The following is a 25479-nucleotide window of genomic DNA, read 5'->3' as shown; positions in this document are numbered from 1 at the left end:
GTTTTATTGAGAACAATATGAATTCGATTTGGTAAAAAAAGGTGAAAAAAGTAAATAATTAGTTACAAAAAATTTAAACGTGTTACAATGAATAACGGAAATAAAAAAATTGTATTTTTTAATTTTTTGGAGATTAAAATGTTAGAGTGTTTTATAAAAAATACATTTAATATTGTTGGTTTAGATTTTGTTGATGATGATAAAGAAAATCATGATTTTTTAAATATATATTTGGTACAAGAAAATAAAATTTAGTAGGGATTCCCTGCTAAATTTATTTTTTTTGTCAAAATATAAGGAGGTTATTTTGGAAATCAAGAAATTAGCAAGTGCTGGGACTTTAGAATCAAGTGATATTCTAATTACAGTTGAAAAGGATGATAGAGAGGGTATTTTTATTCATCTAGAGAGTCCAGTAAAGAAGCAATTTGGTGATCAAATTAAGCAAGTTATAAAAGATTCTGCTTCAATAGTTGGTGTTAAAAACGCTTATGTAACTGCTGTAGATAAAGGGGCTTTAGATTGTGTAATTAAAGCCAGAGCTTTAACAGCTTTTTATAGAGCTTGTGATTCAACTGATTATAAGTGGGAGAGCAAATAATGGGTGATAGATTAAGACGAACTATGATGTTTGTTCCAGGCAATAATCCAGGAATGGTTAAAGATGCTTATATATATAAATGTGATAGTATAATGTTCGATTTAGAAGACTCTGTTTCTCTTAATGAAAAAGATGCTGCTAGATATTTAATTTATAATTCTTTGAGAACTATAGATTATGGGGAGAAGGAACTTGTAGTAAGAATTAATAATCCAAGAACTGAATGTGGAATTATGGATATTAAAGCTATGGTTGCTTCAAAAATTGATGTTATTAGACTCCCAAAAACTGAAACTGTAGAAGATATTATTATTTGTGAAAAAGAAATTGAAAAAGCAGAAAAAGAATTTGGCTTAGAAATTGGTAGTACCAAAATGATGGCAGCAATAGAAAGTGCATTAGGTGTATTAAATGCAAAAGATATTGCTTTCTCTTCAAAAAGATTAATTGCTATTGCTTTAGGTGCAGAAGATTATGTAACTGATTTAAAAACCAAAAGATATAAAGATGGAGTAGAATTGATGTTTGCTCGATCTATGATTCTACATGCAGCTAGAGCTGCAAAACTTGATGCACTAGATACCGTGTTTTCAAATCTAAATGATGAAGAAGGATTTAGAGATGAAGTAATGCTAATAAAAAAATTAGGATTTGATGGAAAATCAATAATAAATCCAAGACAAATTGAACCTATTATAGAAATCTTTACTCCTACAAAAGAAGAAATTGAGAAAGCCATGGAAGTTATGGAAGCAATAAAAGAAGCTGAAAGACATAAAAGTGGAGTTATTAGTTTAAATGGGAAAATGATTGATAGACCAATTGTTTTAAGAGCTGAAAGAGTAATTGCTTTAGCAAAAGCTTCAAAAGTTTTGTATTAGAGGTGTGAGATGAAAAATATTGATAAAAACAATCTACCTAAATTTGGAAAGTTAGCTGATTCACATCCACTTTTTACTAGTGATAATGTTTATAAAGATAGAAAATCTTGTAAAGAAAGAGAAGAATGTGAATCAAAAGTGTTGTTTAGTATAGAGGAAGCAATTGAAAAATCCCAATTAAAAGATGGTATGACAATTTCATTCCATCACCATTTCAGAGAAGGAGATTATATATTAAATAAAGTATTAGATGTTATAGCAGAAAAAGGGATAAAAAACTTAACTTTGGCAGCATCTTCACTTTTATCAGTTCATTCTCCTTTGATTGAGCATGTTAAAAATGGTGTAATAACTAGAATAGAAACAAGTGGTATGAGAGGGGATTTAGCTCAGGCTGTTTCTAAAGGTCTTTTAGATATTCCAGTTGTATTTAGATCTCACGGTGGCCGTGCTTATGCAATAAAAAATGGAGACATTAAAATAGATGTAGCTTTTTTAGGAGCCCCTTCCTGTGATTCTTTTGGTAATGCAAATGGTTATTCAAGAGATCATGATAATGGAATTATTTGTGGTTCTTTAGGTTATGCAAAAACCGATGCACAATATGCTAATTGTGTAATTATTTTAACTGATAACTTAGTTCCTTTCCCTAATCTTCCAGCTGGTGTATTCCAAAGTGATGTTGATTATGTTGTAAAAATTGATGCTATTGGAAATCCTGAAGGGATAATGAGTGGAGCAACAAGATTTACTAAAAATCCAAAAGAATTACTTATTGCAGAAACTACAGCTGAAGTAATTGAAGCTAGTGGTGTTTTTAAAGATGGTTTCTCATTGCAAATGGGTAGTGGAGGAGCATCTTTAGCGACGGCAAGATTTCTTAAGGAAAAAATGATAAGAAAGAATATTCGTGCAGATTTTGCTTTGGGCGGAATTACTGGAATTATAGTAAAATTACATGAAGAAGGCTTAATTAAAAAAATATTAGATGTTCAATCCTTTGATTTAGAGGCTGCTAAAAGTTTAAAAGATAATAGATTTCATCAACAAATATCAGCTTATTATTATGCAAGTCCTTATAATCCTGGGTCCGCAGTAAATCAATTAGATGTAGTTATTCTATCAGCTTTAGAAGTAGATGTTAATTTTAACGTAAATGTATTAACCGGCTCTGATGGTACAATTAGAGGTGCAATTGGTGGGCATCAAGATACTGCTGCAGGAGCTTCGGTATCAATTATTGTTTGTCCATTAACTAGAGGAAGAATTGCTAGTGTTGTAGATAAAGTTAATACAATAGTAACTCCAGGGAAATCTGTAGATATTGTAGTAACTGATCAAGGAGTTGCTGTTAATCCAAATAGACCTGATTTATTAGAAAGATTGTCTAAGACTAATCTTCCTTTAACTACAATTGAAAATTTAAGAGATAAAGCTCTTAATTTAGTAGGTGCTGGAAAAGAAATAGAATATACTGACAAAGTAGTTGGAATAGTAACTTATAGAGATGGATCAATAATTGATTTGATATATCAAGTAAAAGATATTAGTGATGATGATGAATAAATTAATTAATAGAGTTACTAAAAAGTAGCTCTATTTTTTTCTATCCATATTTCTTTTAGAATATTATACAATTTCATTGTATCAATTGGTTTTCCGATATGCCCATTCATGCCTACTTCATGGCTTTTTTCTATATCTTCTTTCATTACGTTTGCAGTCATTGCATAAATTGGAATAAGTCTACCTTTTAATGTATTAGAGTTTCTAATTTTTTCTGTTGCTTCAAACCCATTTAATTCTGGCATTCTTATATCCATTAGTATTACATCAAAACTTTGTCCTTTATCAAGCATAAATGTTTCATAAGCAATTAATCCATTTGACGCTAAGGTAACTTTACAGCCAAAGTTTTCGAGAAGTTTTTTACCTACAAGTTGATTGATTTGATTATCTTCGCATAGTAGAACTCTTAATCCCGTAAGCTTATTTATCTTTACTGTTTCAATTTCATGTTGTGCTAAATTAAGATTCGATAAATTATTAATAATAAAATCAATTGAGGATGGAAAAATAGGTTTTTGTAGATAAAAATTAATTTTTTTTGATTTGTGAATTTTCTTTAAATAAGAAATATCATAACCGGATACAATTAAATTATTTCCTTTTTCCATAAAATATTGAGCTATTTCAGTTGAGAAGAAATCTTTGTGATAATCTAATTGGTTTTTATCAATTATTAGTAAGTTGAATTTTTGTTTTGTTAAATTTGCTTTTTGTATTAATTCTGTACTTTCATTAAAATTTAATGCATATTCACAAGCAATATTATAAGTTTTTAAAACTTCACAAATATATAAACAATTAGCTAAGTCACTATCTAATATTAATATTTTTACATTAATAGATTTGTTTTCTGTTTTCGTATTAAGAATTTTTTTATTTATATGTAAAGGAATGTTAATTGAGAAAGTTGAACCTTTGCCTTCTTCTCTTTCTAATGAAATTGAACCATTCATTAATTTAATTAAATTGTTAACAATTGAGAGTCCTAAACCACTTCCTCCTTGTTTGTTAGCTGTTTCTTTATTAGATTGTACAAATTTCTCGAAAATATCTATTTGATCTTCTTTTGGGATACCTATTCCTGTATCTTTGACTGCAATATTAACATTTAGTTTATCATCGTTAAGTATGGTTTCATTTATTGTTAGCTCAATTGTGCCCTCTTTTGGTGTAAATTTAAATGCATTACTTAAAAGATTTGTTAAAATTTGTTTTATTCTATAATAATCACCGATTAAATATTCGTTAAAAATATTTTCCATGTGTATTAAAAAATTAATATCTGTTTGTTGACCTTTTACATCATACATACTTGCTAATTCATGAATCAATTCTTTTAAGGAAAATGGGTCATTGTAAATTTTTAATTTTCCATCTTCAATTGCTGAAATATCAAGAATATCATTGATTAAACTAAGTAAGTATTTTGAAGAAATATCTATCTTATTAATATAATCTTCAATTTGTTCAGAATTTGATAATGAGTTTTTAGAAATTTCAGTGAGCCCAATTATTGCATTCATTGGAGTTCTTAAATCGTGTGACATTGAAGCAAGGAATTCAGTTTTTGCCTTATTTGCTTTTTCAAATTTCTCATTACTAATACTTAGAGCCGTTTCATTCTTTTTTATTTTTTTATTTGTTACTTTTTGGTAAAGAACAAATAATACTAGGCTAATAATTATTGATATTAATAGAAAAACAATGAAATTAAATAAATTACTGTTTACGTAATATGAATCAAAAAAAGTATACTCATAATTTTTTAGTACACCTTTTAGTTTGATTGATTCAACAGTTGTTTGAGGAATATTTGAAATTGTTTTATTGATTACAGATAACAAATAAGGATTTTGATTGCTTTTCATCCCAATTGAAAAGAGAATATCAGTTAAAAAAGATTCAGTTAAAACGATATCTGCATATTTGGGATTTTGCATTAAATATCTTAATTCATATTCATTTCCTATTGCGGCATCTACTATACCAGCTAATAATGGATTTAGTATATTATCTGCTTTTGTTTCAACAATTTCCCAATCAGGAAATTCTGTTTTTATAAAATAGATTAATCCTTGATAATTTTCTGGGCAAGAAACAATTTTTATTTCATCAATATTAACAGGATTATCATTTTTTATAGCAATTAATTGCTTCATTTTTAAATAATTTTTTGAAGCAAAGATTGATTTGTCATTAATTGTAATATCATTTCGTGATAATTCAGGTACTAAATCACAATAATTTGTGCTTAGAGCTCTTTGTGGAGACATATTATTAGGTAAGATCATAAACTCAAATTTTAAGTTTGATTTTTCTTCAATTTCTTTTAAATAATCAATAATTATGCCAGAAAATTCTTTTTCTTGGTTTTCATAATGAGCATTTACATATGAATTGGGTTGTAGTCCTACTTTTAATGTTTTACTATTTTGTATGTATTCAGCTTCTTCTTTGGTGTAGGCTATAAAAGATGTTTCATGTTCTAAATGTTTATCGTAAAGAAAATCAAAAATATCTGAATTATATTTTGATATTTCATTAATTGATGAATTTAATTTATCCATTAAAGGATTGCCTTTTCTAGTAATTATATAAGCTGGGGCATAACTTATTGATCCAATTTGTTTTAAAGGGTTTTCTGTGAAAATTAAATAATCAGTTGCAATAGCATCTACTTCTTTTGATATTAAGGCATTATATAAATCTTTTTCTGAATTAAAATAAATTAGATTCATTGTAAAATTATTATTTTCAGAATATTTAATTAAATTTGATTTTGAAGGTAAGTCCTTTCTTACACCAATTTTTATTGAATTAAAATTTTCAAAATCTTCATAATAATAAGAATCATTATCTCCAATTGTATATAGATTAGTTCTTAAGGTAATTGTAGGAATATAAGAAAAATCAAAATCTTTTTCTAAATTTTCACTTTTATATTGGAAACAACTAATATCCGCTAATCCTTTTTTTACCAGATCTAAACATTCTTCATTATTTTCAACTAAGATATATTGGAAGTTTAAATTATATATTTCTCCAACAGTATTTAAATAATTAACTAAATACCCTGCATAAGTAGTTGATGAGTGTTTTTCTATAAAGCCGGTATTTTCTACACTTGCTACAATAATTGTTTGATTTTGAATAGGGGATATAGATTTTGATAAATCATTTGAGCATAATAAAGAATTGGTTAAAAGAGTAATTAATATAGTAATAAGTAATCTTTTCTTCATTGCGTTCCTAAATTTATATTTTCTGTTACAGAATAATAATTAATTTAAATTAATTAGCCTATATGAATATTATACATTAAAAATTTATTAAATAAAGGAAAAAACTTAATTAGTATAGTAATAAAATTTTATTCATTTGCTTTTCTTAATATATCAAGTGGTATATGACAATATCCATGTGGATTTTTATATAAATATTCTTGATGATATTCTTCTGCTGGGTAAAAGTTTTTTAGTTCTAATAATTCTATTTGGATTGGTTTTTCTACTTTTGTTTGTAATTTACTTAATTCTTCTTTTGCTATTTTTTCAGTCTGTTCATCTAAATAATATATTCCTGTTCTATATTGAAGTCCAATATCTCCACCTTGTCTATTTTTAGAAGTTGGATCAATTGTTAAAAAGAATTTTTGAAGAATTCTTTCTAATGAAATAACTTTTTCATCGTATTGAATCTCTACTGTTTCAGCAAATTCAAAGTCATTTGAACAGACTTCTTCGTATGTTGGATTTTCTTTTGTTCCATTTGCATATCCTGATTTTGTTTCTAATATTCCATCAATTAAGGAGAAGAAATGTTGAGTTCCCCAAAAGCATCCACCTGCTAAATAAACTTTTTTCATGTTGCCTCCTACTTTATTATTTAGTTGTTTCTCTTTCTATTATTTCTGTTAATAGAACAACTCTTTTTGCTCTCTCTTGATTGTTTATAACACTTAAGAAAGTATCAACTGTTGTATTTACTATATCATTGATTTTGTTATTTATAGTAGTAAATTTTGGTTTATTTAAGGTAGCAATTAAATCATCATTATATCCCATAAGTCCTAATTCATTTGGAATATCTTTTTTAAATTTCATTAAATAGTAAATATATTTGAACATGGTAAAATCATCACTAAACATAATAGCATCAATATCAAGGTTTTCTTCAAACATTTTATCAATTTCAAAAAAGGAATTATTGTTATTATAAGTATCTATGATTAATGGGGTAGTTTGTTTTTTATTATATGATAGACCATCAATGTAGCCTTTGACTTTTTCTTTATTACTCTTTGTGTTTAGGTTACCAATGAATGCAATTTTTTTATATTGTTTTGAATATAAGAAATTTACTCCATCCTTTGAACCATTATAATCATCTATTTTAACACTATAAACATTTGGAAGATCAAAATATCCATTTGTCATAATTATTGGAACTGAAATAAAATATTTAGTTATTATTTCTTTTATTAATGGTGTTTCAAAAATTGAGCCGATAAAAATTATTCCAGCTATTTGTCTTTGGCGAAGAATATTTATAGCCGTGTTTATTTGAGAGAAATCATTAGCAATATTTATTACAACTGAAAGATATTCCTTCTCTAATAGCTTTTTAGATATTTCATAGGAGATTGTATTATGATGTTCTAGGCGAATATCAGATACAAAGATTGCAACTAATTTTGATTCTTTTGTTATTAGGCTTTTGGCATTTTCATTTAGCTTAAAATCATATTTAGTTATTAATTTTTCAACTTTTCTTTTAGTTGAAGCCTTTATTCCTGATTTATTGTTTATTACTCTTGATACAGTACTAGCAGAAACTCCAGCTTCTTTTGCAATATCATAAATAGTCATAATTATAGACCTAGAATTTTATTCCAAATTGAATCGTTTACAGGGATTCCTAATTTTTTATTTTCAATTCTTGTTTTATATTCTCTTTCTCCAGGGTATCTTATTTCACCTGTTTCATCTATTTTCTGAGAGTTCTTAATAAGGTTTATAGTCTCTTCAATCATAGCATTTGAAACTTCTTGATTTTGTAATTTTTTGGTATCGATTGCAATCATAATTTGACATATTGAATATTCACTTTCACATTGATCTTTTACTTTGATTGCTGATAATCCTCCAGCAATTAACGAAGCAAAAAGATCTAAAGTTATTGATAAAGCAGACCCTTTCCAATATCCAACAGGTATTGGTCTTTGAGTTTTTTCAATCTCGCTTGGATCTTTTGTTAAATTACCATTACTATCATAGCCTCCATAAACAGGTAATTGTCCTTTTTCAAGAGATACTTGTTCAATTTTTCCGTATGAAAATTGGGACATTGCCATATCAACAACAACATGTTTTCCATTTTCTCTTGGTAGTGATAGTACTAAAGGATTATTTCCAATAACAGCTTCAAGGCCACCCCAAGCTGGCATATTTGCTATTGTATTTGTCCAACAAATACTTGCACATCCTGCATTTGCAGCTTGCCAACCATATGCACCACCTCTCATCCAATGATTTGTGTTTTTAATAGCTACTGCTCCAATTCCATTTTCATTAGCTAATTTTATTGCTCTATCCATTGAATGTGTTGCTACAAGATTCCCCATTGCAAGATTTCCGTTGATTATTTCTAGAGCTCCAAGTTTTTGTTCTACAAATTCTATATTATCAACTTTGATATATCCTTTATCAATATATTCAATCACACGTGAGAATCTATTAACACCATGAGAGTACATGCCATCTAAACTGTTGTTTACGAAATTTGTAGCTGATTCTTTTGCTCTATCTTTATCATAACCTCTAGATAATAATATCTTATTAAAGACTTCAAACATTTCTTTTTCTGGAATTCTCATATTGGGCTCCTTTTTTGCAATCGATTGCTAACATTATTAAATTATAATTGTCATTTGTCAATAAAAAACCAGCCCAAATAAATTGAACTGGTTTATAATCACTAAATAATAATTTTAAATAATAACTAAAGGAGTTTCTTGTTTTTCTACAACTTCTCCAATAATCCAGGCATCATTTAAATCATTAACTAATTTATTTGCGTCCTCTTTGTTGAGAGATAATAGTAAACCTCCAGAAGTTTGAGGATCGTGCAATAAATCAACTATTTCAGTTGGGATGTCATTTTTATAAGTGACTTTTTTATCACTGAAATCTCTGTTGTTATACATACCTTCAGCAAGTAATCCAAGTCTAGCTAAATCTAAAACTCCGTCAAACAAAGGAACTTTGTTTGAATCAATAATTATAGAATAGTTTTCCTTTCCAACCATTTCAATAGAGTGACCAATTAATGAGAATCCTGTAACATCGGTAGCACAAGAGATATCATATTTGATAGCTGCTTGTTTAGCTGCCTTGTTTAAGGTTGTCATTGACTTGATTGCGGCTTCTTTTAATTCATCATCCACCATTTGTGCTTTAGTTGCAGTGTTAATAACACCCACACCAATTTTCTTTGTTAATACAAGTACATCACCAAGTTTTGCACCATGATTTTTCCAAAGGTGCTCTCTAGTACCAAAACCTGTAACACAAAGTCCATACTTTGGTGTTGCGTCACTAATTGTGTGACCACCTGCAATAATACAATTTGCTTCAATTGCTTTGTCTAATCCACCTTTAAGGATTTGTCTCATAACATCATCCTCTAAACAGGAAGGAAAACAAAGCAAATTTAAAGCGATGCTAGGTTCGCAGCCCATAGCATAAATATCTGAGATTGCATTTGCAGCAGCAACTTGGCCAAATGTATATGGATCATCAATCATTGGTGGAAAGAAGTCTACACTTTGAACCATAATTCTACCATCGCCTAAATCATAGGCAAGTGCATCTTCATTTCCACTAAAATCTTCTAGAAGTTGAGGAGATTTAAAACTAGGAAGAGTTTTTAATATTTCTTCTAATTTTTTTGGTGGCAACTTTGCAGCACAACCACTAGTTTTTACCATTGAGGTTAATCTAACTTCTTTCATATTTGATATATTCTCCATTTTCATCAAAATAAATATCTTCTATTTCTAGTGATGAAAGTAAATCGATATTTTCTGTTTTGACAAACGCACAAGTCCCACATGAGGAAGATAAACATCTTGGAACAGGGGCTAATTTGCAATTAATATTTGTTTTTTCACAAAATCTCTTTGTAATAATTGCATCTAGTTGTGTGTTAAAAGTTAAAACAAAATTATTCATTATTTTTTCTCAAGAAATAATTTAGTTTCACCATTATCAATATCTTTAAGCTCAACATTATATCCCATAGTAGTGGCAAATCTAGTAACGTTTTCTTTTGCAGCTACGTTATCAACAATAACTTCAAGTTTTTCAGGTTTTGCATCAATTGCTTTTTTTGTTAAAACAATTGGAATTGGACAACTTTGTCCTCTTGCATCAATTACTTTTGTTTCCATAATTTTCTCCTTATAGTCCTAATTTTTTTAATTCTTCTTTCTTTTGTTTTGTAATAGTTACAGCAATAATTGTTACTACAACTAAACCAACTATAACAGCAATTTTTCCGTTAGGGTTAACAGTAGTTGGAGATGATGCATATGCAAAGTTATGAGAAATAGCAGCACCAAAAACCATACCTAAAATTGTAATAATACTATCTGTGTTACCTTCACCAGCTAAGATTAATTGTCTTAAAGGACAACCACCAGCTAGAGCAGCAGCAAAACCTACTAAAGCCATTGCTAAGAAGTACCAAATTGCGTTATCAAAAGTAATAGAGAAAGTAAAGTTTCCTGTGATAATATTTCCAATTAATACTACTACGAATAAAGAAAGAGAGCCCCAGAATAATTTAAAATCTTTAAATAGGAAGATATCTCTGTATCCACCAACCATGCAGAAACGAGTTCTTTGAGCCATGATACCTACAACAATTGCAAAAGCAAAACTTGCAATGAAAGGAGCATGTGCTTCAAGATCAGGTCTACCAATTAAACCAAAAGCTGTTAAAATTGTAATAAAGATAATTGCAGCGATAAAACTATAGCTACCGTATCTTTCAATTTTATAAGTTCTTCCAAGAGAGAATCCTTGACCTAAGAATTTAGAACCAACATAGATACCACCGATGAATCCAATTAATGCAAAGATTGCTTTACCATCTCCACCACCTAGTCTTAATACCATTCTTAATGGACAACCTAGGAATACTAAAGCACCAATCATTATAAAAACACCTAATACAAATCTTAATACAGGTGAAGAACCACCAGTAGTTTTGTATTCTCCTTTGATTTTTGATACAATGAATGAGCCTAAAATAATTGCAAAGATTTCAGGTCTTGCATATTGAAGTTTTTCTACACTATGCAATTTTAAACTACCTGTAATATCTCTAATAAAACAAGCAATACAGAATCCCATGTTTTTAGGATTTCCTAACATAACTAGTATAACAGCAGCTACACCAATAATAGCACCAGTTAAAATAATTTTTGAATTTTCTTTTTTCATTTCAACTCCATTTGATAAATATTTATATAATGGAATTATAACCATTATATTTTAAAAAAAGCAATGGATTTTTTCAAAAATTGATGATATTATTTATATATGTATAAAAAACATCAAATTTATTTAGATAATTCCGCAACAAGTTATCCAAAGCCACAAATTGTAATTGATGCAATAAGTGACTATTTAACTCATTGTTGTAGTAATCCGGCAAGAGGAGTTTATGACTGTGCTTTAGATGCTTCATTTTTACAAATTGAAACTAGAGAGTTAGTCAAAAAACTTTATAATGTGAATGATTTTAAGAATGTTATATTCACTAGTGGTATTACTCATTCTTTAAATCAATTGATTTATGGATCCTTGAGTAAGGATGACCATGTTATAATTTCTCCTTTTGAACATAATTCTGTAGTGAGAGCTTTAGAGACAAATAAAATTGAGTACAGCATACTAGAGAATACAAAAGATGGTTTTTCTGATTTTTCTAATGCAAAGAAATTAATTAGAAAAAATACAAAAGCTTTAATATTTAATTTAGCATCAAATGTATTTGGCATGGTACAACCTATTGATGATGCGAAAGCCTTTTGTAGTGAAAATAAGATTATGCTTTTTGTTGATTCAGCTCAAAGTACTCCTATGGTAGATTTAGATATTGATGGTATAACAGCTATAGCATTTACTGCACATAAAGGATTATCTGGCCCAATGGGTATTGGTGGGTTTACATCTAATAGTAATGAGTTTTTGTTAGGGCTTACTCCTTTAATTTCAGGTGGTACCGGTTCAAAAAGTGCTTTATTAACAATGCCTAATTTCTTACCTGATCACTTTGAAGCAGGTACACAAAACATGATTGGTGTTGCAGGATTAAATGCTGCATTAAAGTATTTCTATGAAAATGAAACGCAACTGAAAAAAGATTATAAAAAGAGAATTGCTCAATTAGTTGATGGACTTGCATCCATAAATGATGTTATTGTTTATGGTAGTTTTGATATTGATAAAAGAAGTAGTGCTATATCCTTTAATGTTAAAAATCAAGATCCTTCAATTATTGCTATGAAGTTAAATGATCGTAAGATTGAACTTAGGGTTGGTTTGCATTGTGCTCCTTTAGCTCATAAAGCTATGGGTACTTATCCAAATGGCACTATTAGATTGAGTCCAAGTTCTTTTACAAAAAGAGATGAAATAGAATATACTATTGAAATGGTAAAAGAAGTTGTTAAGGAGTGTGCCTCCTAAATTTTGAGGGAAAATGGACAAAATAAAATATGCATTTTATAGCACCAAGTTTGGTAATGTAGTTATTGGATTTGATGATAATTATTTATTATCAGTTAGTTTTTCTGATAATTTAAAGTATTCTTTTGAAACTACTTCTTTTAGTGATAACGTTATTAAGCAACTAAGAGAATACTTTGATGGTAAAAGAACAAAATTTACTATTCCATTAAAATTTGATAATTTTACTGAATTTGAACAACAAGTTTATAAAGCTTTAATTAATATTCCTTATGGGGAGGTATGAACCTATAAGGATATTGCTATTGCTACAAATCATCCAAAAGCCTATAGAGCTGTTGGTTCAGCAAATCATAAAAATCCGATTCCTATAATAATTCCTTGTCACAGAGTTGTAGCTTGTAATTCTAAATTAGGTGGTTATGCTTATGGGCTTGAGTTTAAAAAAAGGCTTTTAGAATTAGAAAATTCTAATTTTTTAAATTAATTCACTTGTTATTATGTCTCAGTTTTTTCCCTTTTGAGTAATATATATTTTTTTTTTGCTAATTTTTAAAATAATTGTTTTAAAATTATTATTTCTATTTTATGATATTACAGATGTCAGGAAAGAAACACATATTTTTACGATTTATAGCAAAACCTCTTTATAAATTTTTTTATCTAAATCCTAGAGTAAAGATAATAAAAGAAGATAATGGAGTTTTAGATAAAATTGAAGGACCTGCAATAATTGTAGGAAACCATAGTCATTCTCTAGATCCAATATTTGCATATGCAAGTATGAGGCCCCATGTTCGATGGGTCGCTGGTGCGTATTTATTCAAAAATAAATTTACAAATTTTGTTATTGGAAATTTAGCAACTTGTATTCCAAAGCAACAGGGTAGAAGTGATTTAACTACGATTCGTAGAATAAATAAAGCTTTAAAAGATGGTTCTATTGTTGGATTATTTCCAGAAGGAACTCGAACTTGGGATGGCAATAGTCTAAATATTAATAATGAGGCTACTGCTAAACTCTTAAGGATTTTTAAAGTTCCTGTATATTTTTTATCATTTGAAGGTGCTTATGATTTGCACCCTAGATGGGCTGATTATAAGAGACGTGGACTTCTTATTATAAAATTGAAGAAAGTTTTGACTGCTGAAGAATTAAAAAATTCTTCTCTTGAACAATTAATTCAAATTACAAAAGAAAACTTATATTTTAATCAACAAGAATGGCAAGATAAAGCTCAATTAGCATATGTTGGTAAAAAAAATGCGCATGGAATTCAAAGGCTTTTATATATTTGCCCTAAATGTAATAGTGTTCAAACCATTTATGGAAGAAGAAACAAAGTAATTTGTAGCCATTGTCATACAGAGGATTTATTAACTGAATATACTAACTTTAAAGAAGGTAATTTTGGTTATAAAACTTTACCTGATTGGAATGAATTCCAAAAAGAATATATTGAAGAACATCAATTAACTTATAAAAAAGATCAAGGTGATTTCTTTAGAAAAGGTGTAGATAATAGCCATTTTGAAATGATTTCAACTAATTTTACTTGTTTATTGGATAAGAATAATATCATATTTAGTTTATCTGATAATCAAGAATATATCTTTGAGATTGATAAAATTGAGAGTATGGTTTTATCAGTTAAACAATCAATAGAATTCTATTATGATAATCATTTATTTAGTTTCCGGTTACAACCAAAATTAAATTCTTATAAATATTTCCAAAAATGGGAGGTCCTTAATAATGCTTGAGTATGAAATAATGGTTAATTTAGGAGTAATCTCTGTAGCCCTAATTATAGGAGCATTTATTCGCCATAAGATATCTATTTTAAGTAGATTTTTAATTCCTGCACCAATTATTGCTGGATTTTTCCTATTATTATTTTATAATTTTTTGGCTCCACAATTTGGTTTGACGCAAGAATTCTTGGGTAATTTAGTTTATCATATGTTAAATATTTCTTTCATTGCTATGATGTTAAGAACTAAAGACGGTGATTTTGAAAATAAAACAACTAGTAATATTTTTGCAAATGTTTTTTCAACTGTAAGTCAGTATGGTTACCAAACCTTTTTAGGTCTATTATTAACCCTTATTCTTATGGTAACTATTTCTCCAAATTTATTTCCTGCTTTTGGGTTCTTATTACCTTTAGGTTTTGAATTAGGACCAGGACAGGCATATTCTATTTCTCACTCTTGGATTCAAATGGGATTTGAAGGAGCTACTTCTGTTGCTTTAACAATTGCAGCGGCTGGTTTCTTAGTCGGTGCAATTGGTGGTGTTATTTTAGTTAACTGGGGAATATTAAAAGGGTATATTTCTAATCCAAAAGAATCTGAAACAACTGAAGTAAAAAAACATGATGGCTTGATTGAGTATTTTAATTTAGATTCACTTTCTTATCATGTTGCTATAGTTCTAGCTACTTATTTGATTAGTTTATTAGTTCTAACCTTTATTACATATTTGTTGGCTTTCTTAGGTCCATTAGGTGTTCAATTTGGAGATAGTTTATGGGGATTAAATTTTATTTTCTCTTCTTTAATAGCTATTGTTGTTAGAAAGTATATTAATAAAGTTGGTATCGGACCTTCTATTGAAACTGCTATGTGTAATAGAATTAGTGGTTTAAGTATTGATTTAACTATTGCATCATCTCTTGGTGCTATTTCATTAACAGCAATTAGTAATTATATCTTTGAAATTATTTTAATGATTGCTCTTGGTGTATTTATTGCAGCAAAACTATTAACAAGATATTGTAGATCTGTTTTTTCTGATAATTGGTTTAAACGTACTTTAGTGCTATTTGGTTGTGCTACAGGAACTCTTCCTACAGGCCTAGCCTTGTTAAGAATAGTAGAACCTAATATGGATTCTAGTGTTGCTACTGATTATATGTATGCATCTGCAATTGTTTTTCCAATAATGATCCCTTTAATTTTATGTGCTAATTTACCAGCAATGGCTGCTACAACTGGAAATATGTTATATTTTTATATTGCTTTGGCTGTAGCCTTTGTTTACTTAGTGGCTGCATTAATTTATCTATTCTTTAGAAAGAAAAAATTGGCCTTAAGAAAAATAAATTAAAATATTTTTTATCAATAAATTTAATTTTAATCATTTCTATGATAAATTGTGAATTATGAAAATAGAAAAAGAAATGATTGATAAAGATTATAGATTTGGGTTTAAAATTTCGAAAATTATTTTGAACCCAAATATTAAAAGATATCAACAAATAAATAGATTAAATTCACGATTAATAAATAAACCTTTAAAGAAATATTATTCTAAACAAGTCTTTATTAAGGATGAAGAGAATAATGATATTAGGCTTAGAATTTATAAAAGATTAGATCATGATAATAATTCTCCTGGAATAATATATTTGCATGGTGGTGGTTTTATATTAAATTACCCAGAAAATAGTCATAGTGAAATTAAACATATATTAAATTCAATTGATTGTGTTGTTGTAGCTCCAGATTATAGAAGATCTCTTGATCATCCTTACCCAGCAGCAATTAACGATAGTTATGCAACTTTATTATGGATGAAAGAAAATTGTGAAAAATTAGGTTTTAGATCTGATCAAATCTTTGTGATGGGTAAAAGTGCAGGTGGTAATTTAGCTGTTAGTTTAGCTTTATTAGCAAGAGATTTGAAAAAAGTTTCAATTGCATATCAATTTCCAATTTGTCCAATGCTTGATAGTGATATGGATACGAATTCAATGAAAGATAATGATGCACCAATCTGGAATGAGGCTCAAAATAAATTTGCTTGGGGTTTGTATTTAAAAGATATAAAAGAAGTTCCAATTTATGCATCTCCTAGTAGATGCAAGGATTTTTCTAATTTACCACCAGCAAGTACATATATTGGTACTTTAGATCCTTTTTATGATGAGACAGTAAAATATTTTAAAGATTTAGATAACGCAAATATTAAAAATACAATTAAAGTTTTTGAGAATGTTTATCATGGGTTTGAACATGTAAATCCTGTAGCTCCTAAATCTTTAGAAGCTAAGGAATTTATTAAGCATGAGTTAAATTATGCTAAGGATAATTATTTTAAAAAACAAATTTAGTTTTTAATTTCATATCCAGCTTTTTTTATTATAGCTTTTGCTAAAATTAAAGTTGGATCTACAACTTTATCATGTAGTTCGTTTTCTTCAAAAAGGATGGGTAATTCAGTACAACCTAAAATGACATTATCGATATTTTTATTAAGTTCTTTTGATAAAAGTGTTTTAAATTTTTCTGCATTTTTATAAGGGAGCCCTTTCTTTACTGAATCATATATTGCAGACATAATTTCTTCTTGGAAAGTCTCTTCTGGCACTATAATTTCTAAATCAAAATTTGAAAATATTTGTTGATAAATATTAGTTTTTATTGTTCCAGTGGTAGCAAGTAATAATAATCTTTTTTCATTTCTGCTTTGTAAATATTTTGCAGTTTCTTCAATCATATTTATGATTGGTATATTAACAGTTTCTTTTAATGCATCATAAAAGAAGTGTGCTGTATTGCAAGGCATTGCTAGAAAATCAGCTCCAATTGATTCTAATTTTTTAGCCGATTCACTCAAATATTTTAAAGGTAAATCACTTTTTTCTAAAATAGATTTAGTTCTATCTGGTATATCGGTATTATTATCTATAATTATATGAATATGATTGTTATCAGAATCTGAAACAGTATTTGATACAATTTTTTGAAATAAATCAACGGTTGCTTGAGGACCCATTCCTCCAATTATTCCAGCTGTTTTTTTCATTTTTTACCTCTGTATTTATAATGACTTAAAAGATTATATCATTAACTAATAAAATAATGCTAGCAACTTTGATTGCTAGCATTAACGTTATAGCTTTTTTATCTTAATTTAGTAAATACATAATAGTAAAATATGATTGTACTCTCAGTGTTTTTTGTTTTAGTATTTCTAACTCACTAGCTTTTTTTTCAAGTTGTTCTTGTAAGATAGAAGCTTTATCTCCATAGCCTTGTTCAAATTCTTGTTGCAAATTATTTATCTTGCTATTTATAATTTTAGAGTTTAATTCTTCATATTCAATATTGCTTGTTGCAAGTTTCATTGTATAAAGATTTTCATTAAAAGTTTGAATTATCTGATTTTTTGCATCATCAATATTATATTGTGCTTCTTCTTCATTGATTTTTTTTCTAGCAATATCGTTAATTTTTTTACCACCATCCCATAAATTAGTTTTTATTGCTAAGGTGAAATTTAATCCGCTTTGATCTTGAGTGTAATAACCTTTTTCAATTAAAGGTACTCTTGATCCACTATAACTTGCTTCAACTTGAAGTGCGAAATCAGGTTTATAATAGATACTGTTTTTTGCAATGGATAATTCATCTTGTTTTACATCATCTAAAATTGATAAGATTTGTATATTATCATTTGAAAGGGATGTTGCTCTATTCAATAGGACTTTATCATCTTCGGTTAAAAAATGATTAATCTTTTTTTCATCGAATTGATATTCTATATCATCAATTTCAATTGAACGATCATTGGTCAATTTAATAATTTGAGATAATTGAGTCTTTTCTTCTTTATCAATTTGTTGTAATCCAACATCGATTTTTTTTGCTTTAATTTGAGCTTCTAATAAATCTTGTTCAACAAGAATTTCATTTTCATAAGCATCATTAACAATACTAATCAACTCCTCAGCTATTTCTTTTTGTTCTGATAAATTATTTTTCATTTGAATAAGATAATAGATTGCGGCTTCTCTTGCTTCTAATTCGCTAGATAATTTTTTAAATAAAGTTTTAGCTTGAATATCTTTTATAGAAACTACTTTATCATATAGGTTAACAGATGTATTAATTTTATTCCAAGTATATAAAGGTTGTGTTATTTTAATGTCAAAATTATATAAAGTATCTTCCATCCCTTTATATACTGTTATTGGTCCATCAAGTCCTAAATTAGCTAGAGTTCCTGAAGTCCCAGTTTCCCCGGTAATATAATCTTCTGGATTAACCACAATTTTTCCAAGAGGTGGATTTACCATGTAAGTTGCAGTAGTTAAAAAATCAACTGTTGGTTGATAATTTGCTTTTGCATCTTTTAAATCTAATTTGGCTAAATCTACATCTTTTTTACTATTTATTAAGCTTGGGTTATTTATATATACTTTATTTGCTAACTCTTGATGAGTTAAAGCAAATAAAGGGGTAATGGTTGTTATAAATAATAATAATGATATCTTAGATATTTTTTTAATATTCATTTATTTTACCTTGGTTTATTCTGTATAAGTTGTTGAATTATCAACATATACATATACAGAATTATTTGAATTGTTGTTTGTAGTTATTACACTCATATAATCGGTTGTATCTACACTTGGGTTTGTCTCATTTTGTACCTTGTTTACGATTACTTTGAATTGTTGTTCTAAATATTTTGAACTATTTGAATATTGATCAAATGTAGCAATTCTGTTTTGGTTATAAGTAGTTGAGAAATATCCATTTTCGATATTTGAAGGATCATAGGTGTCTGTACTATTCTTATAATTTGAATGTGTTGGAGATGCTAATTGAATCAAATCCTCACTTGAGAAAGCATTATTAATTTCAGGTAACAACCAAACTGTATGACCATTATCTAACGTATTATCATTTTCAATGAAACGACCTTCAATATTTATTGAACTTGGGTATTGATAATCTTTAACATACATTTTTAATTCATTGTCATTTGCTTTATTTAAAGTAAATTCTTGTTCATATCTATTTGTTTCACTTGTTCCAACAGTATATCTTAAATCAGGATTACTATTGGTTGGATCATTACTACATAAACGATATCTAACTTCATTTCTCTTATCTTCCAAATCAATAGAAAGATTTGTTGTAGGATTACTTACTGAAGAATCCCTAGTTATTTCAACAGTATATACATTATCTCTTGGGATATTGTTATAAGTATCTATAACATCCTCTATTCCATCATTGTAGGAGATTCTTACTATTGGATTAATAGTTGATAAGGATACTTCATTATTTGTTGCTATATTAATTAATTTTAAAGTCAAATTGTATGTGATTTTTTTACTTCTAATATATACATCAATATCTTTTGAAGTCTCATATTCTTTAAATAATGAGGTATTAGGTGCTGAGTCTATATCACTAACAACTGTTGGTGTAGTTGTATTATTATCCTCAAGCATTTGATAGGAATCTTCATCTGTATTAAATAAATAATATTTTACTATTGGATAGATTTTGTTTGAATTTACGTTTAAAGGTAAATCAACTAAATCAATATCTTTTCCATATTTATCCCAATTAAAGGTATAAATTCCATCTGTTTTAGTTTGTTGTATATATTGAGTATCTATTAGGTTAGCTGCATTAATACTAGTTTTATAGATATTTAGTTTTACTTTTGGACTAAATTCAGTAAAGCTAATTTCTTTGTTATTATCTTCAATATCATTTAATGTGAAATTTAAAGAATAATCTTCATTTAACTTTTCAACATCAACATCAATACTTTTATTTAATACTCTTTTCTTATAAATTATTGGTTCAACATTTGATTTAGCAATAGTTAAATCTTTAATATGAGTAAAGTCTATATTGTTATCACTTTCAACTTGGCAATATTGAGGATCAACTTCATCATAAATATAATATTTTATAGCTGGGTATTGGATTTTACCATTACTATTATATTTATCCCAATCAAAAGAGAAGGTATTGTTGTTAATTCTTTCATCTGGAGTTTTTACTACTGCCTGTGATGAAGTAAAATCTAGTGCTGATAAATCATCTCCTTCTACATAAGGGAGGATAATTAATTTTACATTTGCATCGAATGCTTCTGAGTTATCTGTTTCATCAGTTGCTAAATTAATTGTAGAACCATCTTCAAAATTCTCTAAGTTAAATTGTACAGTATATGTCAATTTTACTTTATCAACGTAAGTATCGCAGGTAGTTGAATAATTATCCTTTGAATAGGCTGTTAAAGTTTTACTTAAAGTATTATCAGTGTTGATTAGATTACCAGAAATATCTGTTTGTAAGTATTCAATATCATTAGCATCATCTTCTAAAAGATATGTAACCTTTGGAAAAACTTCATTTCCTGCTGAATCGAACATTCTATTTATATTAAAGGTGTAATATCCATCTTCTGGTACTTCATCAACATTGTAATTAAAAGTCTTATATAATTCAGATGTTTCAATTGTTGAATTTTGTGTTGAAATTGAGTTGCTAGTTGAATCATAACCATCAAAGTATACCTTTAATGTAACTTTTGGAGAGAAACTTTGTGTAGTAGGGGGATTGCCTGAATAATCATTTTGATCATTGTCTGGATAATCAATATCAAAACTAATTCTATAATCTCTATTTAATCTATCAACATAAATATCTTTTGAGAGAATATTGCTATTAGTAGTAATGTTAAAACTAGTACCTGATGAAGATAAATCATTACCAAAATCATCACACATTCTAAAGTTTTTCTCGCCATCAGCTCCTTTATCATAGAAGTATATTGTTCCAACTGGATAAACTTTATCATTGGTGTATTTACTTTCTACACTATCATAATAATATTTATCACAAATAAAAGAATAGTTATTTGAATAGCCTGTAGTATCATTTTCAGGAAGAGTTTCATAAACTTGAGTTATTTCTCCAACATCTGATATTTCGCCACTTAATGTCTCTAATTTATATTTTATAACAACTTTTGGATCAACATCACTTATAGAGATTTTTTCATTATTATTTGAGTAATCTAAGGTGTTTAATTCAATTGTATATTTTGCTTTTTGTTTTTCATCATACTGGCAAATGAAGGATATGTTTTGTGAAGAATCGGAGAAAACAGAGTAAGTTGTATCATCAAAGAACATTCCATAATCTTTATGATAGACTGCAACATGGAAAGTTTTTTCATCTCCATCTTTTCCAAATAATGGAGAAGTTGTAATCCACATTGTTTTTATTGAGAATCCACCATTAGCATTAGTAGTAGTTTCTCTTATTGTTTTACTTGCTTTTGGCATATCAATTGTGGTTGTAATACTTTTTTGAGTTATAGTTGAAAAATTTTCCCATTTTGTTTTATATGCATTCCATTCATCTTCATTAAAAAATACATATACATCAGCAGCGGCTAAGGCTGTTTGCTCGTCAGAACTACTATTATTTCTTGGTTCAGTTTTTACATTACCACTTATAGTTGCTGTAAATGCACTACTACAACCTATATTGAATATAATTGTAAAAATGCTAATAACTAAAAATAAAATTTTGGATTTTTTGTTTTTCATATCGTTATTCCTCATCCTTTTTTTCTGAGTGATTTTCATTAATTTTTTTTGAAACATTATTTATTAATTTTGATTGGTTTCTAGAAGCTTTTAATAGTTCTCTTAGTTTTTGACGAGAAACTAAAGTTTCTTTATCTACTTGTTTTAATTGATCTTCAATTGAAACAGTGACTTTTGTTCCATCTTCTAATAAAACACCATTATTTACTTTTTTCTTTATTACTCTTAGTTCTACTACATAGTAAATTGTTGGGATTATAAATAAAGAAATTAAAGTTGATGTAATTAATCCACCTGCAATTGATTGTCCTAGTGGAGCATATAATTCACTACCAATTCCTTTTGCTACAGCCATAGGCAATACACCAAACATGGTTGATAAAGTTGTCATTAAAATTGGTCTAAGTCTTGAAGCAGAACCTTGTAATACAATTTTTCTTAAGTTTTCTTCATTATCTTTTTTTAGGGCTCTTTTTTGATTGAAATAATCTATAAGAATAATACCGTTATTAACTACAATACCAGCTAATGATAATACCCCTAATACACTTACTATGCTCATGGTAGAGCCAAAAGATAATAGCCCTAAAACAACTCCAATGATACAGAAAGGAACTGTAGCCATAACAATAATTGGTTGTCTAAAGTTTTCAAATTGGAATACCATTACTGTAAATACTAAAAATATTGCAATTAATAATGCAGTTATTATTGGTTTTAAGGATTCTTCAATTAATTCCATAATCCCACCTGCTTGGCTAGTTACACCATCAGCTAAGGGATGAGCTTTAAGATAATCATTTATATGGAATGTAATAGGCGCTGTATCTTCACTTACCAATTTTGCATTTATGGTAATTTCTTTAGCTCTATCATTATGGTTGACCTGTGATACCGCTTTTTGTATTTCAATATCAGAGAGGGAAGCAAAACTAATTTCTTTACCAGCAGAAGATATAATATGCATTTTTGCAATTGAGTCTGGAGTTATTGGCTCATCTTTCATATTACTTTCAAGATTTATTGTATATTGTTCTCCATTATCAGAGTGATAAATTCCAGCATCAAGACCACTAAATAGAATTATAGAAGTAATTCCAGCTTCATAGCTGTTTACTCCAACACTATTTAAGAAATCATGACTCATATCGATTATCAATGTTGAGCTATCAAAATTGGTGTTAAGAGATGTGGATACTACACTTGGATCTTTTTTAATTTCTTCTTCAATTCTCTTTGCTTCACTATATAATAAATCCAAATCTTCACTTACTAGAGTTAAGCCGTAACCACCACCATCAGAAACATATCCGATAAGCTTATCAATACCACCATTTGTTACAGTTGTTGTACAATCTATAATCTTAGATGATAATAATTTTTGTGTTTCAAGAATAATCTTTTGTACTTTTCTATCTCTTTGATCTAAATCCTTTAATACTACATTTATATGAGAGAAATTTGCGGGGTGTTGTCCAGAAAAATCTCCTTTATCTCCAGTATAAATAACTATTGATTTTGCTTCTGGCACTGATGCCGATACTAAATCCATTGCTTCAAGTGTTTTGTCTCTAGTTTTTTCTAAACTATAACCTTGTGGAAATTCCATATAAATATCGAATTCACCTGTATCTACAGAAGGTAAGAAAGTAAATCCTAAAGCAGTTACTATATATAGTGAGAAAGCAAATACTAAAATGGATATTAATATTATAAATCTATGAGTGTTTATACACCAATTTAAGCCTTTTCTATATGCCGCTTCAATACCATTCATTATCTTATCGAATAATCTTTTTCTAGGAATTTTTGATACTGGTTTTAGTATCTTATTCATAAAGAATGTGACAATGCCTACTGCAACTAAGAAAGAAGAGGATAGGGCAAATATTAATACAAGAGAGATATCATGTAATAATTGTCCAATTAATCCATTAAGCATAAGTATTGGAATATATACAACAATAGTAGTCATAACTGATCCAAAAATTGAAGGACCAACTTCATCAGCTGCTAATAGGATATTTTCTTCTCTACTCCTATTTCGCTGTTTATAGTACCGATAAACTTGCTCTAACATAACAATTGAACCATCAACTATCATACCAAGTGCGACTACTAATCCAGCAATAGCCAATACGTTCATACTCATGCCACTTATTCTCATTTCAATTAGAGTTAATAAAATTGATATAGGAATTGAGAGTGCGATAATTAAAGTTGCTCTTAAATCTCCTAGGAATAAGAGTATAACTAATACGGCCATAATTAAGCCTGATATACCTGAATTTAATACAGTATGAATTGCAACTTTTGTAGTTTTACTATCATCGGATATAATATCAAAATTAATAGCATTACCTTTTCTTGCTGATTCTGATGCTAAAATCTTTTTTAATTGATTTGATATATCAACAACATTTCCTTCTGATCTTTTTGTAATTTGTACAACTAATAAAGAACCATTTGTACTATCAACATAATATTCATTTTCTGGATATTCAAAAGAAACATCTGCAACATCTTTTACTCTGATTATTACATTATTGTACATTCCAACAGGTAAAGATTTTATATCTGATAGAGTTTTATAATCCCCTTCATATCTAATATCAATTGTTCTTCCTTGATATTCTCCATCTCCAACAGGTAATTTAATGTTTCCAGCTTGTAATGCTTTATATACTGTTGCTACACTAATACCTTTTGCAGCTAAATCATCAAGTCTTAATTTTACATTTACTTGAAGTTCTTTTTTATTTAAAACATTAACAGTGGAAACCCCAGGAATGTGGTTAATTAATGGTTTCAATTCATCTTCACAGTAATTTGTTAATTGAGCTATATCTTCTCCACCTTGTACTGTAAAAGTGATAACAGGAAGCATGTTTGCTCCACCAACGAATACACTAGGTTCTCCTTGAATATTATCAGGAAGATCATCAAGTAATTGAGAAACTCTATATCTAATCTCAGGAAGTTGATCATATGGGTCAATTCCATCATTAAAGTTGACTGTAATCATAGAATAAGAGTTGTGTGATTCACTATCCATGGATTTGTAGTTAGGTAAAGTTACAAAATCGTCTTCAAGTATTTTTGTAATATCTGATTCAACATCAGTTGCACTAGCTCCAGGATAGATTGTTACAATTGTAGCTGAAGGTTGATTAATATTGCTTAAAAATTCTAAAGGCATTTCTGAAAATGAATATGAAGCAAAAACTAATAGTGCTACTAATACCATTGCAATTATTGTTGGATGTTTAACAGAGAAATGTGATATTTTCATA

Annotated in this window: 21 protein-coding genes; 9 read left to right on the top strand and 12 right to left on the bottom strand. The window is 28.1% G+C overall.

The genetic code is table 11. The features are described 5' to 3' along the window. The first annotated feature begins 307 nt into the window (after positions 1-307). The 3 genes from citD to citF are packed head-to-tail and all read left to right on the top strand — an operon-like array spanning position 308 to position 3048. Positions 308-601: a citrate lyase acyl carrier protein gene (gene citD, locus ACZ5RS_RS02150; protein ID WP_464637232.1), complete on the top strand. Its 294-nt coding sequence runs from the start codon at positions 308-310 to the stop codon at positions 599-601. Next, the gene (gene citE / locus ACZ5RS_RS02145; protein ID WP_464637231.1) at positions 601-1482 is read left to right on the top strand and encodes a citrate (pro-3S)-lyase subunit beta; all 882 of its coding nucleotides are present in this window, start codon (positions 601-603) and stop codon (positions 1480-1482) included. Before citD ends, citE begins: the two co-directional genes overlap by 1 nt. A 9-nt stretch (positions 1483-1491) precedes the next feature. Further along, complete coding sequence (citF, locus tag ACZ5RS_RS02140) at positions 1492-3048, top strand: citrate lyase subunit alpha (RefSeq protein WP_464637230.1); 1557 nt, start codon at positions 1492-1494, stop codon at positions 3046-3048. A gap of 17 nt (positions 3049-3065) precedes the next feature. Here the strand turns inward: citF and ACZ5RS_RS02135 are convergent, their stop codons facing one another. From ACZ5RS_RS02135 to yedE, 8 genes are all read right to left on the bottom strand, one after another. Beyond that, positions 3066-6293, bottom strand: coding sequence for an ATP-binding protein (locus tag ACZ5RS_RS02135; RefSeq protein ID WP_464637229.1), 3228 nt, complete (start codon positions 6291-6293; stop codon positions 3066-3068). A gap of 128 nt (positions 6294-6421) precedes the next feature. Next, positions 6422-6916, bottom strand: coding sequence for a peptide-methionine (S)-S-oxide reductase MsrA (gene msrA / locus ACZ5RS_RS02130; protein ID WP_464637228.1), 495 nt, complete (start codon positions 6914-6916; stop codon positions 6422-6424). Between the two features lie 16 nt (positions 6917-6932). Beyond that, positions 6933-7919 carry a LacI family DNA-binding transcriptional regulator gene (locus ACZ5RS_RS02125; protein ID WP_464637227.1) on the bottom strand — a complete coding sequence of 329 codons (987 nt, stop codon included), beginning with the start codon at positions 7917-7919 and terminating at the stop codon, positions 6933-6935. Positions 7920-7921: 2 nt separating this feature from the next. Further along, positions 7922-8926, bottom strand: coding sequence for a 3-dehydro-L-gulonate 2-dehydrogenase (gene yiaK / locus ACZ5RS_RS02120; protein WP_464637226.1), 1005 nt, complete (start codon positions 8924-8926; stop codon positions 7922-7924). A 114-nt stretch (positions 8927-9040) separates the two neighbouring features. After that, on the bottom strand, positions 9041-10063 hold the full coding sequence (gene selD / locus ACZ5RS_RS02115; protein WP_464637225.1) for a selenide, water dikinase SelD: 1023 nt from the start codon (positions 10061-10063) through the stop codon (positions 9041-9043). Next, the gene (locus tag ACZ5RS_RS02110; RefSeq protein WP_464637224.1) at positions 10050-10283 is read right to left on the bottom strand and encodes a putative Se/S carrier protein; all 234 of its coding nucleotides are present in this window, start codon (positions 10281-10283) and stop codon (positions 10050-10052) included. Before ACZ5RS_RS02110 ends, selD begins: the two co-directional genes overlap by 14 nt. Further along, positions 10283-10501 carry a sulfurtransferase TusA family protein gene (locus ACZ5RS_RS02105; protein WP_464637223.1) on the bottom strand — a complete coding sequence of 73 codons (219 nt, stop codon included), beginning with the start codon at positions 10499-10501 and terminating at the stop codon, positions 10283-10285. Before ACZ5RS_RS02105 ends, ACZ5RS_RS02110 begins: the two co-directional genes overlap by 1 nt. A gap of 10 nt (positions 10502-10511) precedes the next feature. Then, positions 10512-11558 (bottom strand): YedE family putative selenium transporter, encoded by a 1047-nt coding sequence (gene yedE / locus ACZ5RS_RS02100; RefSeq protein WP_464637222.1) that lies wholly within the window; start codon positions 11556-11558, stop codon positions 10512-10514. A 99-nt stretch (positions 11559-11657) separates the two neighbouring features. Here yedE and ACZ5RS_RS02095 point away from each other — a divergent pair, with 99 nt between their 5' ends. The 6 genes from ACZ5RS_RS02095 to ACZ5RS_RS02070 all read left to right on the top strand — a co-directional run bounded on the left by ACZ5RS_RS02095 (position 11658) and on the right by ACZ5RS_RS02070 (position 16927). Beyond that, the gene (locus ACZ5RS_RS02095) at positions 11658-12809 is read left to right on the top strand and encodes an aminotransferase class V-fold PLP-dependent enzyme (RefSeq protein WP_464637221.1); all 1152 of its coding nucleotides are present in this window, start codon (positions 11658-11660) and stop codon (positions 12807-12809) included. Positions 12810-12822: 13 nt separating this feature from the next. Continuing rightward, positions 12823-13095 carry a methylated-DNA--[protein]-cysteine S-methyltransferase gene (locus tag ACZ5RS_RS02090; protein ID WP_464637220.1) on the top strand — a complete coding sequence of 91 codons (273 nt, stop codon included), beginning with the start codon at positions 12823-12825 and terminating at the stop codon, positions 13093-13095. A gap of 12 nt (positions 13096-13107) precedes the next feature. Further along, positions 13108-13296, top strand: coding sequence for a methylated-DNA--[protein]-cysteine S-methyltransferase (locus tag ACZ5RS_RS02085; RefSeq protein WP_464638925.1), 189 nt, complete (start codon positions 13108-13110; stop codon positions 13294-13296). A 101-nt stretch (positions 13297-13397) separates the two neighbouring features. After that, a complete protein-coding gene (locus ACZ5RS_RS02080) occupies positions 13398-14573 on the top strand; it encodes a lysophospholipid acyltransferase family protein (RefSeq protein WP_464637219.1) in 1176 nt (391 codons plus the stop codon). Beyond that, positions 14566-15921, top strand: a complete 1356-nt coding sequence (locus ACZ5RS_RS02075; RefSeq protein ID WP_464637218.1) for a sodium/glutamate symporter — start codon at positions 14566-14568, stop codon at positions 15919-15921. Before ACZ5RS_RS02080 ends, ACZ5RS_RS02075 begins: the two co-directional genes overlap by 8 nt. A gap of 55 nt (positions 15922-15976) precedes the next feature. Further along, on the top strand, positions 15977-16927 hold the full coding sequence (locus ACZ5RS_RS02070; RefSeq protein WP_464637217.1) for an alpha/beta hydrolase: 951 nt from the start codon (positions 15977-15979) through the stop codon (positions 16925-16927). On the opposite strand, the gene cuyB is transcribed toward ACZ5RS_RS02070, so the two are convergent. From cuyB to ACZ5RS_RS02050, 4 genes are all read right to left on the bottom strand, one after another. After that, positions 16924-17622: a cysteate racemase gene (gene cuyB / locus ACZ5RS_RS02065; RefSeq protein ID WP_464637216.1), complete on the bottom strand. Its 699-nt coding sequence runs from the start codon at positions 17620-17622 to the stop codon at positions 16924-16926. The two genes, ACZ5RS_RS02070 and cuyB, sit on opposite strands and share 4 nt — an antisense overlap. A gap of 103 nt (positions 17623-17725) precedes the next feature. Beyond that, positions 17726-19114, bottom strand: coding sequence for a TolC family protein (locus tag ACZ5RS_RS02060; RefSeq protein ID WP_464637215.1), 1389 nt, complete (start codon positions 19112-19114; stop codon positions 17726-17728). Positions 19115-19129: 15 nt separating this feature from the next. After that, on the bottom strand, positions 19130-22186 hold the full coding sequence (locus tag ACZ5RS_RS02055; RefSeq protein WP_464637214.1) for a hypothetical protein: 3057 nt from the start codon (positions 22184-22186) through the stop codon (positions 19130-19132). 4 nt (positions 22187-22190) lie between these two features. Further along, entirely contained in the window at positions 22191-25478 is a 3288-nt protein-coding gene (locus ACZ5RS_RS02050) for an efflux RND transporter permease subunit (RefSeq protein WP_464637213.1), read from the bottom strand. Position 25479 lies beyond the last annotated feature (1 nt).

Source organism: Pleomorphochaeta caudata, from assembly GCF_055395745.1.
The sequence above is the reverse complement of the archived record's forward strand: the minus strand, read 5'-3'. Positions and strand labels throughout refer to the sequence as shown.